The organism is bacterium (genome assembly GCA_022616075.1).
GTDB lineage: Bacteria > Acidobacteriota > HRBIN11 > JAKEFK01 > JAKEFK01 > JAKEFK01.
In genome coordinates this window covers 1-13337 of record JAKEFK010000008.1, presented here as the reverse complement: position 1 = coordinate 13337, position 13337 = coordinate 1, and the positions used below count along the sequence as shown (strand labels likewise).

The following is a 13337-nucleotide window of genomic DNA, read 5'->3' as shown; positions in this document are numbered from 1 at the left end:
TCCCGCCTGTGTCTCTTACAAACGGCTTCCAACCTCTTAAGTTTGATAGTGACCTCGCAAGTCCAATACACTGTCCATCTTTGAAAGTTCAAACCGCCAAGGCGCCAAGAACGCCAAGGTGAAAATAAAAATTCTTTTCTTGGCGAACATGGCGTCTTGGCGGTTGAAAATAAGTCATTCTAGATGGGGCGCAATACCCCAGTTTAGAAAAAAGGCCAGGTAACAAAATTCGTCCGATACCTGGCCTTTTGAATTTTTGCCAGGTTGAATTTACTCCCATTCAATTGTGCCGGGTGGCTTTGTTGAAATATCGACAGCGACTCCGGAGATACCGGGAAGTTGCAGGATGCGATCGCGAAGCTCTTTCAGAACTTCAGATGGTAGAAGCGCGGGTCTTGCGGTCATGGCACGTTCAGAAAGTACCGGTCTGATTACAACGAATTCACGTCCGCTTTGATTGATTTCCAGCGGAACAAACACGGTGGGACACTGCCAGATTTTCCGGTAAAGACCGTGATGCCGCAGAGCATCCATCACAATCGCGTCCGCTTCGCGCAGCAGATCGAGCCTTTCACGCGTGATGGTGGCCGCAAGCGGACGCGCCTTCGTTACACCATAACCGGTAAGATCAACAACGCAACGGTTAACTCCTGGAACTTTTTGAAAGATTTTCGCAGCTAGCGATTCGGCATTTTCAGCAACGACATTTCCCCATAACATCACTGGATGCTCATAGGAGCGCAGATCCGCTTTTACGCCGACCGAACGCACGGGAAGAACGATTCCATAAGTGGCTGTTTCAGCCAGGATATTTTTGAGAGCTTGCTGAGACTCGAAAAGACTTTCTGCATCAACAAAAGAATCATCGGAACAAAGGAGTCGAATGCCGAGACCGGGGCCGGGAAATGGATGGCGCCAGACAATCTCTTCAGGCAATCCAAGCGTTTCACCCAGTTCGCGGACTTCCGTTTTATAGAGTTCTGAAAGCGGCTCAATCACGCAGCCCTGTTGAATCATCTGCTGGATTACAGGCACGCGATTATGATGCGTTTTGATCACATCCGCGCGTTTGGTGCCGCCCGTTTCGATCGTGTCCGGATAAATCGTGCCCTGTGCAAGGATAGAACCGTTCAGATTCAGATGCTCCGTCTGCTTGTGAAATACATCAACGAAAGTATCACCGATGATGCGGCGTTTCTTTTCAGGATCAGTAACACCTGCAAGGGTTTTTAGAAAAAGTTCGGAAGCATCGCTAAAATAGAGATTCGCTCCAAGACCGTGCCTCATGAGTGCTTCAAGGACCATCTCACTTTCATTCTTCCTCATCAGCCCGTTATCAATGTGAAGCAGGTGGACATTCTCAGGACCAAGCGCACGGCCAAGAAGCAGCGCGCAGACAGTGCTGTCGATTCCTCCGGAAGCAAGCAAGAAAACCGGGCGCCCGGCGGCTTGGCTGGGAATCCGCTCGATTACTTCCTGGAGGTAGTTCTCCATGGTCCAATCGGCGCGGCAACCACAAATGTTGATACAAAAGTTCCGCAGCATCTCTTCCCCGTGAATCGTGTCATCGACTTCCGGATGAAATTGGAATCCGTATCGGCGCAGCGAATCACTGGCGATGGCCGCGTTTGCATGCGAAATGCCCCCGGTGATCGAGACTCCGATCTCATCGAAACCGGCCGGACAGAGCGTTACCGTGTCTCCATGACTCATCCATACAGTTTCTTCGCGATCCATTCCGGTGAAGATCGGACTCCCACCCTGGATGCGAAGCACAGCTGGGCCATACTCGCGCTGGGTGTGTTCCACACGGCCGCCATAGTGCTTTGCGATTTCCTGATGTCCGAAGCAAAAACCAAGAATCGGAATCGGCAAATCGTACATTCGCTTGTCATAAAGACTGTCTTCATCGTAAGCAGAAAGCGAAGGACTACCCGACAGAATGATTCCTTTGAATTGAGCCAGACGCTCCACCGGGTCTTCCGGCTGCAGAATCTCCGCATAAACTTTTAGCCGTCGGATCTTGGTGGCAATCAGGTGCGCGTATTGTCCCCCAAAATCCAAAACAGCGATTGCATCATGTTTCATATTGCTTTTTTAACTTGGTCCGTTGCTTTATTATTCAGATTGACAAGCTGCATGGCAAATTTCACCGCGGAGTAACAGATCACAGTGTGCCTTTCATGTACCACGCAAGCCAGAGGAGCCACAATCCAACCAGAAGAAAAAGGAACGAAAAAAAACGGCTTCGCCGTTTGATAAAGTAGTAGAAAGCTCCAGCCACCAGGACAATTCCGGTGCCAAGAGTTAGACCGAAAAGTCCCTTCCAAAAGGCTGCCAGCAGATTTGCGATTAAGTCCATAAAATAGATTCTTCAGCTATCACGTTGCGCCGACCTGAGAGATAATTTCTTTTACGCTTCCTTGAATTCCGAGAACTGAGGTGTCGATGACACAGTCGGCTTTTGCGTACAGCGGTTCGCGTCCCTGCAGAAGATTTTGCAACTGTGCAAAGGCATTCGGGTAGTTCGTCATCGGTCTTGGATCCTGATTGAGCACGCGGTTCCAATGATCTTCCGGCCGTGCCTTTAGCCATACGATTTTGCAATGGCTCTCCAGAAGGTCAAACGTTTCATTTCGCATCACGATCCCGCCACCCGTTGCGACAACGGCCCGTTTTTGCTGGAGGATCAGGTCGAGCAAAACCTCCTGTTCGAGCTTTCGATAGTATTCTTCGCCATGCACCTCAAAAATGTTCTGCAGCGTCAATCCCGCGGCCTTTTCGATGCGTTCATCCAGCTCAACAAATTCCCACTTCATCGCAGCCGCCAGCTTCTTGCCGATCGTTGTTTTGCCGGCGCCACGAAGTCCGATCAGTGCAATGAGCTCCTGTTTCTGCTGCAAGCGATTGGATAACCACTGATAAAGCTCTTTCAGTTGTTTTGCGTCACACCGGTTCATCATGGAAAAAATCGAATCGAGCAATCGTGAGCGTGAGTCGGCCCCTTGCATCCTCCAAATGCCGGAAAGGAGCAAGGAAGGTGGAATGTTCAGCGCTTTGCAAAGGCCGGCCAACCTGTTGAGGGAAATGTTTCCGCGGCCCGATTCAACATCCGCGAGAAACCGCACGCTGAGATGAGCCCGCCGCGCAAGCTCCTTCCTCGAAATACCCTTCTGGCGGCGTAAGTCGGAGACTCGCGTCCCTAATTCGCTCAAAATATTCATTGAGATGCATTATATTGCGGTTTTGTTGGATTGACAAGTCATTTTACATGCATTAAAATTCATTTCCCGAGGAAAAACAACATGATTTCATTTGAAACTTCTCCCGATTCCTATCGCCACTGGAAGCTGAAAATCGATGGCGCGATCGCCTTTCTGACTATGGACGTGCAGGAAGATGCGCCGCTGGTGCCGCAGTACAAATTAAAACTGAACTCTTATGATCTGGGCGTGGACATCGAGCTCGCGGATGCTGTTCAGCGATTGCGTTTTGAACATCCGGAAGTCAAAACTGTAGTCTTGCGAAGCGGCAAAGGAAATATTTTTTGTGCCGGCGCAAATATCTTTATGCTGGGAAGCAGCGGCCACGGCTTTAAAGTCAACTTCTGTAAATACACCAATGAGACGCGCCTGGCTATGGAAGACGCGTGCCGCTTCAGCGGTCAGCACTATATTGCCGCGTGCAATGGCACGACCGCTGGAGGTGGATACGAGCTTGCCCTGGCCTGCGATGAAATCATTCTTGTGGAAGATGGAAATAGCGCGGTGAGCCTTCCGGAAACTCCTTTGCTGGGCGTGCTTCCCGGGACCGGCGGATTGACCCGGGTGGTGGATAAGCGCAAAGTTCGCCGCGATAGAGCGGACGTCTTCTGTACACTGGCCGAAGGAATCAAGGGGCAACGCGCGGTGGATTGGGGACTCGTCGATTATCTTGCTCCGCGAAGCCGCTTTGACGAATTTGTAACCGAGAGAGCGAAAAACTGGGCCGAACGGGAAAAGGGCAAAACCGGATCCGGCATTCCACTAAAACCGCTCAACCCCACTATTTCAAATGATGAAATACTATATCATAATGTGAAACTCACTCTCGACCGCCAAAGACGAGTTGCAACTTTAACTGTTCAAGGTCCGTCCGCTGGTCAGCCCGAGAACGCTTCTGCGATTTGTGAAGCAGGATCCGATTTCTGGCCGTTGCGGACCTTCCGCGAAATCGATCACGCGTTCCTGCACCTTCGTTTCAATGAACCGGAGATAGGAATGCTCTTGTTGAAAACCGAAGGGGATCTGGAAGCGGTGCAAAAAATGGACGAAATCCTTGCCCGCGAAAGTGCTCACTGGTTTGTGAAGGAAATCTTGTTGTTCATGAAACGGACGTTGAAGCGGCTGGACGTAACTTCACGAACGATTTTCGCGCTGATTGAGCCCGGTTCCTGTTTCGCAGGCTCCCTCTTCGAGCTGGCTCTTGCAGCAGATCGATCTTACATGCTGGATAGTCCGGACGAGGAAGTCAGGATCGCCCTGACCTCTTTAAACCGCGAATTCTTTCCGATGAGCAATGGTTTAACGCGCATTCAGACTCGCTTTCTCGCGGATCCTGATCACTCCGAATCGGTCTTTTCCTTGCCCCAACCGATGAAACCGCAAGATGCAGAGAGGGCGGGTCTTGTCACGTTTTCGATTGATGATCTGGACTATGAAGATGATGTGCGCGTTGCTATCGAAGAGCGCGCGAGCTTGTCTCCGGATGCGCTCACCGGCATGGAATCAAACTTGCGTTTTGCAGGTCCGGAAACGATGGAAACAAAAATTTTCGGGAGATTGTCCGCCTGGCAAAACTGGATTTTCATTCGCCCTAACGCAGTGGGCGAACAGGGCGCGCTGAAATTGTACGGTTCTCCTCAACGCCCTGCGTTTGATTGGAAGAGAACTTGAGCGGAGCCGGCAGAATGCCAGCGGTCATCAATGCCGGCTGAAAGCCGGCGCTCGTCAGGCGTTCTGAGATGAGCGCCAGCCTCCAGGCTGGCATAAATGTCCGCCGGCATTTTGCCGGCTAGCCGAGGAGTATTTATGAGCACAGTGAATCAGTTTGAGAAAATTCCGAACAATGTAAATCTGAGTGAAGACCGCCGTTTGCAACGGGCTTTGGAAACATGGCAGCCGGATTATTTGCAATGGTGGCTGGAGATGGGTCCTACTGATTTTCAAAAGGACTCGATTTACTTACGCACCGCAATATCGGTGGAACCGAGCGGCTGGGCGCATTTTGATTACGTGAAAATGCCCGATTATCGCTGGGGAATATTTCTCGCGCCACCAGCGCAGGATTCACACATTCGATTCGGTGATTTCGAAGGGCAACCGGTCTGGAATGAAATTCCCGGCGAATTCCGGAACTGGCTGCGCCGTATTGTTGTGACGCAAGGGGATACAGAACCTGCGAGCGTTGAACAACAGCGAAGGTTGGGACACACAGCCCCCAGTTTGTACGACCTGCGCAATCTTTTTCAAGTGAACGTGGAAGAAGGACGCCACCTGTGGGCGATGGTCTATTTGCTTCACAGATTTTTCGGACGCGATGGCAGGGAAGAAGCTGAGGAATTACTGTCGCGCCGAAGCGGCAATCCGGATAAACCCCGCATTCTGGGCGCTTTCAATCAGCCTGTAGAAAACTGGCTGGACTTTTTCATGTTCACGATGTTCACAGATCGCGACGGCAAGTACCAGCTACTTGCTCTGAGTGAGAGCGGTTTTGATCCTCTCGCCCGCACCACAAAATTCATGCTGACGGAAGAAGCGCATCACATGTTTGTCGGGGAATCGGGTGTGATGCGAATTGTGCAAAGGACCGCCGAGCTCATGAAACAGGATCCAAATGAAGACGTGCGCAAAATGGGTGGAATCGATCTGCTCACGATTCAAAAGTACATCAATCTCTGGTACAGCTTGAGCGCAGATCTTTTTGGCGGCGAAATCTCTTCAAACGCGGCGAACTATTTCGGCGCCAGCTTGAAAGGACGCCACAAAGAAGATAGTTACGAAGATCATCAGGTGAAGTCCGATTCCTATAAGATGGCCGTTCCGGAAAACGGAAAGTTAAAAGATCAGGAAGTTCCCTTGCGCAATGCGATGAATGAAGTGTTGCGGGATTCTTACATCGATGATTGTCAGCGCGGCTGTGACCGCTGGAACAAAGTTCTGGAACAGGCCGGTTTTCCTTTCCGGCTTAGAATCCCCAACCGGAGGTTCAATAGGCACATCGGAATCTACGCCGATATGCATTTCACACCGGAAGGGGATCCTATCAGCGCTGAACAATGGGAGCGGTACAAACAGGACTGGCTTCCGGATGATCAGGACCGGGAGTACGTGCAAAGTTTGATGAAACCGGTTTACGAGGTTGGGAAAATTGCAAACTGGATCGCCCCGCCTGATAAAGGCGTCAACGCCAAACCATTCGCCTTCGAATATGTCCGCTTTCAATAAAATTGGCGCACTTGGCGTCTTGGCGGTTTGAAATATAATTGAATCATCGTAGGAGGTTTTTATGGCTTTAGGAGTGATTGAAGAGTTGTTGGGAAAGGATTTGGAAGCGCTGCTTCGTCATGAATGCAAAGGGATCAAACGGGATCAGCTGCATTTGCCTGGTCCCGATTTTGTAGATCGCGTGTGGATTCCTACCGATCGAAATCCACAGGTTCTGCGAAATTTTCAATCCTTGATTTCACACGGACGTTTGAACGGAACAGGTTATGTGTCTATTTTGCCTGTGGATCAGGGTATTGAACATTCCGCAGGAGCATCCTTTGCTCCCAATCCGGTATATTTCGATCCGGAAAGCATTGTGCAGCTTGCGATGGAAGGTGGTTGCAATGCTGTTGCTTCAACATTGGGAATACTCGGTTCGGTCTCCCGCAAATATGCTCATCGAATTCCCTTCATCGTAAAGATCAATCACAATGAATTCCTGAGCTATCCCAACAAATTCGATCAAATCCTGTTTTCCAGCGTTGAGCAGGCATGGAACATGGGCGCTGCAGCTGTGGGCGCGACCATTTATTTCGGTTCCGCAGAATCCTCCCGCCAGATCCAGGAAATCAGTGTGGCCTTTCAGCGTGCGCATGAGCTCGGCATGGTCACCATCCTCTGGTGCTATTTACGCAATTCTGCGTTCAAAGTCGGAGAGACGGACTACCATGTGGCGGCGGATCTGACGGGACAGGCCAATCATCTTGGCGTAACGATCCAAGCAGACATCGTGAAACAAAAGTTGCCTGAAAATAACGGCGGATTCAACGCGCTGAAGTTCGGAAAAACGCACAAAAAAGTCTACGAGCAACTCACCAGCGATCATCCGATCGATCTTTGCCGTTATCAGGTTGCGAACTGCTATATGGGCCGTTCCGGTTTGATCAACTCGGGCGGCGCTTCCGGCAGCAACGATCTGGCTGAAGCCGTGCGCACCGCCATCATCAACAAACGCGCAGGCGGGATGGGTTTGATCTCCGGACGAAAAGCGTTCCAGAAACCGATGTCAGATGGCGTGAAGCTGCTCAATTTGATACAGGATGTTTATCTCGCGAAAGAAATTACTGTGGCATAGCTAAGCACGCTTGACGAAATCAATCGCCAGGTCTATCCTCCATATATGGAGGTGGATATGGAGCTCAGCAAAAAGACCACTGTTCTATTTCCCCCGGATCTTCACGAAAAACTAACAAAGCTAGCGTTACAGCAAGGTGTGAGCATGGGGGAACTGATACGAAACGCATGCGAACAACTTTATGGAATTGCATCAAAGGACGATAGAGTTTCTGCGGTGCGCGAGCTGGCAGCGCTGTCTCTTCCAGTGGCGAGTCCAAGGAAAATGAAGTTGCAGTCCGTCCCGCGACCAAAAGAGATTTCAAAGTGATTCTGGTCGATTCGAATATACTCATGTATGCGGCAGGAAAAAGCCATCCGAACAAAAGTCCCAGCACGTCTTTTCTTGAAAAGGTTGCTGGTGGTGATGTTGAAGCGGTGATCGATGCAGAAATACTCCAGGAAATACTTCATCGTTATCGGGCGATTGGGCGATGGAAAGACGGACGTAAAGTCTACGATTTTTCTCGCCAAATTTTTCCAATTGTGATCGGGATTACTGCTGATACAGTGGACTTTGCGCGCGCGATCCTCGATCAGTATCAGAACCTTATGGCTAGAGATGCCCTTCATGCCGCGGTGATTCAGTTGCACGATATTGAGTCATTCTGCAGTTATGACCGGGACTTCGATGATATCCGAGGGATACGTCGCGCAGAACCTTCCGATTTTCTCTAGATAAGACCGGTAAGGAAGTCTGCGATCTCCTTCCAGACCACCGGCTGGGAAAGTAAATCGTTGTGACCGACGGAGGGAAGCAGTACCCATCGAGTGAGAGCTTTCATCGTAGAAGCCACCTTTTTTCCCTGACCGGCAGGAATCAGATCATCCAGTTCGCCATGAATCATGAGCACCGGACAAGTGATATCCTGCGCAGCACGTAATGCATCGTAACGCTCCTTCAGCGCAAAGCCGACCAGCCACTCCGAGAAATGAAGCGCGGCAACATCCCGCAAAGAGGTCCATGTACTCATCGCTATTAATGCATCGGCCTGGCCGGTTTGCTGCGCAGTCTGAACCGCAACAGATGCTCCCAGCGACCAGCCACAAAGGATGATCAGATGATCCGCAAATCGCCCTTTCAACCAATTGACTGCTCCGGCGCTGTTCCGCAAGATGTTTTCTTCGGACGCGCTTCCTTTGCTTCTTCCGTAACCGGGATAATCTACAACCAGAAAGGGGATTTGGAACGCTTGCAATTCTTCCAACAAGCCGGACCGGCGGAGCGTTTCCAGATTTTCACCGTTGCCGTGAAAATAGATCATCACCTGTTTGCGTGCAGACCGTTCCGGTTCGTACAACCATCCATCGATTTCCAGGTCCCAGGCCGGCCGCGTAAAGGAAGCCGGCGGTTTTTCCGGCACGGCAATGGAAGGAGCAGGATAAATCATGCTCTGGACAAAGCGGTTGTTCATTGAAACTATGATTGCCAGGCAAAGCAAAAAAGCAATGCTGTAGAAGCCAGCTTTCTTCATAGTCATCCTCTTACTTGAATCGGGCGGCTTCCCGTGCTATATTTATCGTCTTCCTCGATAGAAGTTTACCCGCTTTCTATCTAATCTTAAGAAATCTGGGAGTGAATTCATATGGCTAAGAGATGCGATGTCTGTGGCAAAGGCCCTGTTCGGGGGAATAACGTGAGCCACGCTCATAATGTGACGAGCCGCCGGTGGATGCCGAATCTTCACAAGACGAAGGTGAAAATTGGCGAATCGATCAAGACGTTGAAAGTCTGCACGCGTTGTCTGCGATCCAATCTCGTCCAGAAAGTCGTGTAATTTTCACCGCAGAGGACGCAGATGGCGCAGAGAAAAATAAAAATGACTCTTAACTCTGCGGTCTCAGCGTTCTCTGCGGTGAAATTATTGAGGCGGGGTTCCACGGAGCTGATCCAGCTCTTCTTCCAATCTGCGGCGTTCCTCTTTTTCCTGCTTTAGCTGGCGGCGAGCTTCCGCGAGCTGCTGAACCATTGCATCCGCAGCGGCCTGATCTCCATCTTCTATGGATTTGATTTTTCTCTGTAGCTCCGCGTAATTTTTTGAAGCTCGATCAAACTCAACGCGAACTTTTTGCAAATCCAACTGGCTTTTGCTGATATGGTCCTGCAGTTTTTTTAACTCCAGAGCCTTCCCCTCCATATCTTTTTTCATTTGCGCGATTTGTGCTTCCGCTGCGGCTTTCTCTTTTTGCAACTGCGAAAGCTTCGCATCGGCGGCACGGCCTTGAGATTCTTTTTCGCGTTTTACACTGGAAAGTTGATTCTCGCGCACGAGCAGCTGTTTCTTGAATTGTGTGGAGGTCGCATGCGCTGTTTTTGTAAGATCCACCAGCTTGTTTTGCAGCTCATCCTTTTCCAGTTTCGTTTTTTCTAATTCCTGACGAGTTGCAGCTTGTTCACTTTGCAAAGCTTCCACCGTTTGATTGTGGGAATGAAGCCATAAAAGAAAACCGACGACACCAGCAACCAGGAGAGCGCCTACCAATCCAAATTTGACGGGATTAAACCCCTTTTCTTCCTGTTCTTCGCGCATGCAATCACCTCAAAAAATCATTTTCTTACCGCAGAGATCTCTAGAACGCGGAGGATGAAAATAATTTCTTTTTTAACTCTGCGTTCTCCGCGTCCTCTGCGGTGAATCTTTTCTAGGATAGCCCTCCGGCGGTTCAGAATTCAAGTCTTGATTTTCGCTTTTTCTTCGCCTATGCTTAAAAGGACGGATTTCACCGCAGAGAACGCCGAGAACGGCAGAGCGAAGTTTTTCTTCTCCCTGCGAACTCTGCGATCTCCGCGGTGAAAATCCGGGGAGGAGCAAGTTTGTATTTAACCAAGGTACAAAAAGAAATTTTTGATTACGTTCAGAATTTCATTCAAGCAAGAGGGTACGCGCCCAGCATGGAAGAAATCGCGCGTCATTTTCGTTATACATCTCTCGCAACTGTCCACAAACATTTGACTCATTTGCAGCAAAAAAAGTTGATTCGCCGAAAAAGAAATTCCGGCCGTTCGATCGAATTGATTCCGGTGGATTCAGAACAACAGGGCTCGGAAGTGCCGTTACTGGGCTATGTAGCGGCGGGAAAACCGATCGAAGCGATTCAGATGAATGAAGTCATTTCGGTTCCTCCGGATATGGTTGCCCGAAAGGGGAAAACTTATGTCTTGCAGGTCCGTGGCGATTCGATGATCGAGGAGCAAATCCGGGATGGAGATTATGTGATCGTGGAAGATCGCCAGACCGCTGAAAATGGCGAAGTTGTGATTGCCTTAATTGATAAAGAAGAAACAACTTTGAAGAAATTCTATCGTGAGAAAAACGGGAGCATCCGGTTGCAGCCGGCGAATCCTGAGATGAAACCCTTTTCCATCGCGTCGGACAGGGTCAAAATCCAGGGAATTGTCATCGGGATCCTTCGGAAGTATTGAGGGAAAAACTTGCTAATCTCTGCCCGCGACCTTAGATTTATGTTGTGGTGGTAGCTGGTGAACACCACAAGGTATAGTGGTTGATCATGTTTATACATGTCGATATGGATGCATTTTTCGTGGCGGTCGAGGAGTTGCTGAACCCGGCATTACGAGGGAAGCCAGTGGCTGTCGGAGGCTCTCCGGATGGTCGTGGTGTGATTGCATCTGCATCTTATGAGGCGCGGCATTTTGGTGTGCGTTCCGCCATGTCCAGTTATCAGGCAAAAAAAATCTGTCCGAATTTGATTTTCGTTCCTGCTCATTATGATGAATATGCAAATTATTCCGATGCTCTGGCTGCAATTCTGGAACGTTATTCCCCGGATGTGGAATGGGTGTCGATTGATGAAGCCTACGTAAACCTCTATGGTTTTGAACGTCTATACGGTCCGGCTGTTGCGGTTGGTGAAAAGATCCGGACCGCCATCCAGAAAGAACTTCATTTAAGCGCTTCGATCGGTGTGGCCCGGAACCGTTTGATGGCAAAAGTTGCTTCTGAATATGCCAAGCCTCATGGATTATTGTTTATTCTTCCGGGACATGAGGAAAGTTTTCTTAAAACTTTGCCGGTGCGCGCGTTGCCTGGAGTGGGTGAAAAATTAGAAAAAGAACTTCAGGAAATGGGGATCAGCACAATTGGTGATCTCGCTGCGATGCCCACAGATCTTTTGCAAGCGGTTTTTGGGATTTATGGTTATTATCTGTGGAAACGCGCTCATGGAGAAGATAGTGTTCTCCATGTTCCCGCCGTTGAATCAAAATCGATCAGCCGTGAAATCACATTAGATCAGGATACGGTGGATGAAGAATATTTATCTTCTGTTCTCCATTTGTTGATAGAAAAAGCGGCAAATGAGCTCCGAAAAACCCGGCGCAAAGCCAAAACTATCACCTTGAAGCTCCGGTATACGGATTTAAAACGCGTCTCACGCGCGGTAACGCTGGAGAAAGCCACCAATCTGGATGAAATCATTTATAAGAACACGATGGATCTGCTGCAGCAGAACTGGCAACGGCGTGTTCGTATCCGTTTAATCGGGATACATCTTTCACAGTTTGAACCGGAGACAGGACAACTCGAGCTCTTTCCCGATCCGAAGGAGACCAAATACAGAAATCTTTATGAGAAGATGGATCAAGTTCGTGAACGATTCGGTTTTGAATCCGTTCGCGCAGGCAAAAGCACCCTCCTCCGCACATTAAACTTTTAATCAGAGTAACACAGGCGTCTCGCCTGTGGCCAGCTTGCACAGGCGGGACGCCCGTGCTACTTTGCTAAGCCGATGTAGGACATCATGCGGCCGGAGGAGCCGTCCCGGCGATAGGAAAAGAAAAGATCCGGATGGCAGGACGTGCAAATCTCACATACATCCATTTCTTCCACTCCTGACTCCTGAAGTTGCAGGATTGCAGCCAATCGCAGATCCAGATGTGGCTTGTCTTTTCCCGCAACAACCACACCACTGCCAAACTTCTCTGCAAATCGTTCCGCAAGATCCTGTCCCACTTCATAACAGCAAGGACCAATGGATGGCCCGATCGCGACACTTGTATTGCGCGGAAGGAGAGCCAGAGTCTTTGGCAGGATTTCCTCATAGAGACCACGCCATCCTGCGTGAATCGCAGCAACAATTCCGTCCGGATGATGAACAAGGATCGGTAGGCAATCGGCAGTTAGAATGGACAACAGGTCGTTCGAAGATTTGCTGTACGTGCCATCAGCCTGGATTCCGGGCACAAACTCGGTAGCGGAAATGCAGACGTTCGAATGCACCTGCTTCGGCTGAATTAAAGCGCGCGTATCAAGCCCTTCTGATTCAAACAAGTTCAGCCGGTTCGCGATCACTTCCGGGTCTCCCGGCTTTTTACCGAATCCGAGGTTGCCCCACGCGCGCGTGGTAAATCCGTGGATCACCGCAGAGTCTTCGAATAAAGTAGAAAAGAAAATAGCGTTTCGGAGTTGCACGGATCTATAGTTGCGCGCGTGACAGATCGGCAGCACCTTTCTCTTTCAATGCAGCGTGCGCTGCGGCCAAACGCGCGATTGGAACACGATACGGTGAACAGCTTACATAGTGAAAATTGAGACGGTGACAGAACTCCACAGACTCAGGATCACCGCCGTGTTCTCCGCAAATTCCAATCTTCAAGTCGCCCCGGGCTGACTTCCCCTTTTCGACTGCTATTCGTATCAACTCACCCACTCCATCGCGATCGATCGAAACAAACGG

Annotated in this window: 15 protein-coding genes; 8 read left to right on the top strand and 7 right to left on the bottom strand. The window is 49.9% G+C overall.

Features of this window, described 5'->3' with window-relative positions:
• Positions 1 to 270 precede the first annotated feature (270 nt).
• From guaA to L0156_00695, 3 genes are all read right to left on the bottom strand, one after another.
• Positions 271 to 2088: a glutamine-hydrolyzing GMP synthase gene (guaA, locus tag L0156_00705; GenBank protein MCI0601511.1), complete on the bottom strand. Its 1818-nt coding sequence runs from the start codon at positions 2086 to 2088 to the stop codon at positions 271 to 273.
• Positions 2089 to 2167: 79 nt separating this feature from the next.
• Positions 2168 to 2362 carry a hypothetical protein gene (locus L0156_00700; protein MCI0601510.1) on the bottom strand — a complete coding sequence of 65 codons (195 nt, stop codon included), beginning with the start codon at positions 2360 to 2362 and terminating at the stop codon, positions 2168 to 2170.
• 19 nt (positions 2363 to 2381) lie between these two features.
• A complete protein-coding gene (locus L0156_00695; GenBank protein MCI0601509.1) occupies positions 2382 to 3224 on the bottom strand; it encodes a helix-turn-helix domain-containing protein in 843 nt (280 codons plus the stop codon).
• An 81-nt stretch (positions 3225 to 3305) separates the two neighbouring features.
• On the opposite strand from L0156_00695, the gene boxC reads away from it, so the two are divergent.
• The 5 genes from boxC (at position 3306) to L0156_00670 (ending at position 8318) form a co-directional block, all read left to right on the top strand.
• The gene (gene boxC / locus L0156_00690) at positions 3306 to 4934 is read left to right on the top strand and encodes a 2,3-epoxybenzoyl-CoA dihydrolase (protein ID MCI0601508.1); all 1629 of its coding nucleotides are present in this window, start codon (positions 3306 to 3308) and stop codon (positions 4932 to 4934) included.
• Between the two features lie 135 nt (positions 4935 to 5069).
• Positions 5070 to 6485 carry a benzoyl-CoA 2,3-epoxidase subunit BoxB gene (gene boxB, locus L0156_00685; GenBank protein MCI0601507.1) on the top strand — a complete coding sequence of 472 codons (1416 nt, stop codon included), beginning with the start codon at positions 5070 to 5072 and terminating at the stop codon, positions 6483 to 6485.
• A 61-nt stretch (positions 6486 to 6546) separates the two neighbouring features.
• Positions 6547 to 7602, top strand: a complete 1056-nt coding sequence (locus L0156_00680; protein MCI0601506.1) for a class I fructose-bisphosphate aldolase — start codon at positions 6547 to 6549, stop codon at positions 7600 to 7602.
• A 57-nt stretch (positions 7603 to 7659) separates the two neighbouring features.
• Complete coding sequence (locus tag L0156_00675; GenBank protein ID MCI0601505.1) at positions 7660 to 7911, top strand: type II toxin-antitoxin system HicB family antitoxin; 252 nt, start codon at positions 7660 to 7662, stop codon at positions 7909 to 7911.
• Entirely contained in the window at positions 7908 to 8318 is a 411-nt protein-coding gene (locus tag L0156_00670; protein MCI0601504.1) for a type II toxin-antitoxin system VapC family toxin, read from the top strand. The genes L0156_00675 and L0156_00670 overlap by 4 nt, the downstream gene beginning before the upstream one ends.
• Here the strand turns inward: L0156_00670 and L0156_00665 are convergent.
• On the bottom strand, positions 8315 to 9115 hold the full coding sequence (locus tag L0156_00665; GenBank protein MCI0601503.1) for an alpha/beta hydrolase: 801 nt from the start codon (positions 9113 to 9115) through the stop codon (positions 8315 to 8317). The genes L0156_00670 and L0156_00665 overlap by 4 nt on opposite strands.
• Positions 9116 to 9226: 111 nt before the next feature.
• Here L0156_00665 and rpmB point away from each other — a divergent pair, with 111 nt between their 5' ends.
• A complete protein-coding gene (rpmB, locus tag L0156_00660; protein MCI0601502.1) occupies positions 9227 to 9418 on the top strand; it encodes a 50S ribosomal protein L28 in 192 nt (63 codons plus the stop codon).
• A gap of 84 nt (positions 9419 to 9502) precedes the next feature.
• On the opposite strand, the gene L0156_00655 is transcribed toward rpmB, so the two are convergent.
• Positions 9503 to 10171, bottom strand: coding sequence for a hypothetical protein (locus L0156_00655; protein MCI0601501.1), 669 nt, complete (start codon positions 10169 to 10171; stop codon positions 9503 to 9505).
• 284 nt (positions 10172 to 10455) lie between these two features.
• On the opposite strand from L0156_00655, the gene lexA reads away from it, so the two are divergent.
• Positions 10456 to 11064 (top strand): transcriptional repressor LexA, encoded by a 609-nt coding sequence (gene lexA / locus L0156_00650; GenBank protein ID MCI0601500.1) that lies wholly within the window; start codon positions 10456 to 10458, stop codon positions 11062 to 11064.
• An 86-nt stretch (positions 11065 to 11150) separates the two neighbouring features.
• Positions 11151 to 12317, top strand: a complete 1167-nt coding sequence (gene dinB / locus L0156_00645; GenBank protein ID MCI0601499.1) for a DNA polymerase IV — start codon at positions 11151 to 11153, stop codon at positions 12315 to 12317.
• Between the two features lie 56 nt (positions 12318 to 12373).
• Here dinB and pgeF read toward each other — a convergent pair whose 3' ends face one another.
• On the bottom strand, positions 12374 to 13072 hold the full coding sequence (gene pgeF, locus L0156_00640; protein ID MCI0601498.1) for a peptidoglycan editing factor PgeF: 699 nt from the start codon (positions 13070 to 13072) through the stop codon (positions 12374 to 12376).
• Positions 13073 to 13076: 4 nt separating this feature from the next.
• Positions 13077 to 13337, bottom strand: a 261-nt coding sequence (locus L0156_00635; GenBank protein ID MCI0601497.1) for a hypothetical protein, incomplete at its 5' end; no start/stop codon positions are given.

Coding starts and splice junctions, on each gene's coding strand:
- guaA (MCI0601511.1), bottom strand. CDS start 2,088: ATGAAACATGATGCAATCGCTGTTTTGGATTTTGGGGGACAATACGCG.
- dinB (MCI0601499.1), top strand. CDS start 11,151: ATGTTTATACATGTCGATATGGATGCATTTTTCGTGGCGGTCGAGGAG.
- L0156_00680 (MCI0601506.1), top strand. CDS start 6,547: ATGGCTTTAGGAGTGATTGAAGAGTTGTTGGGAAAGGATTTGGAAGCG.
- L0156_00655 (MCI0601501.1), bottom strand. CDS start 10,171: ATGCGCGAAGAACAGGAAGAAAAGGGGTTTAATCCCGTCAAATTTGGA.
- boxC (MCI0601508.1), top strand. CDS start 3,306: ATGATTTCATTTGAAACTTCTCCCGATTCCTATCGCCACTGGAAGCTG.
- boxB (MCI0601507.1), top strand. CDS start 5,070: ATGAGCACAGTGAATCAGTTTGAGAAAATTCCGAACAATGTAAATCTG.
- L0156_00675 (MCI0601505.1), top strand. CDS start 7,660: ATGGAGCTCAGCAAAAAGACCACTGTTCTATTTCCCCCGGATCTTCAC.
- L0156_00700 (MCI0601510.1), bottom strand. CDS start 2,362: ATGGACTTAATCGCAAATCTGCTGGCAGCCTTTTGGAAGGGACTTTTC.
- rpmB (MCI0601502.1), top strand. CDS start 9,227: ATGGCTAAGAGATGCGATGTCTGTGGCAAAGGCCCTGTTCGGGGGAAT.
- L0156_00665 (MCI0601503.1), bottom strand. CDS start 9,115: ATGAAGAAAGCTGGCTTCTACAGCATTGCTTTTTTGCTTTGCCTGGCA.
- L0156_00695 (MCI0601509.1), bottom strand. CDS start 3,224: ATGAATATTTTGAGCGAATTAGGGACGCGAGTCTCCGACTTACGCCGC.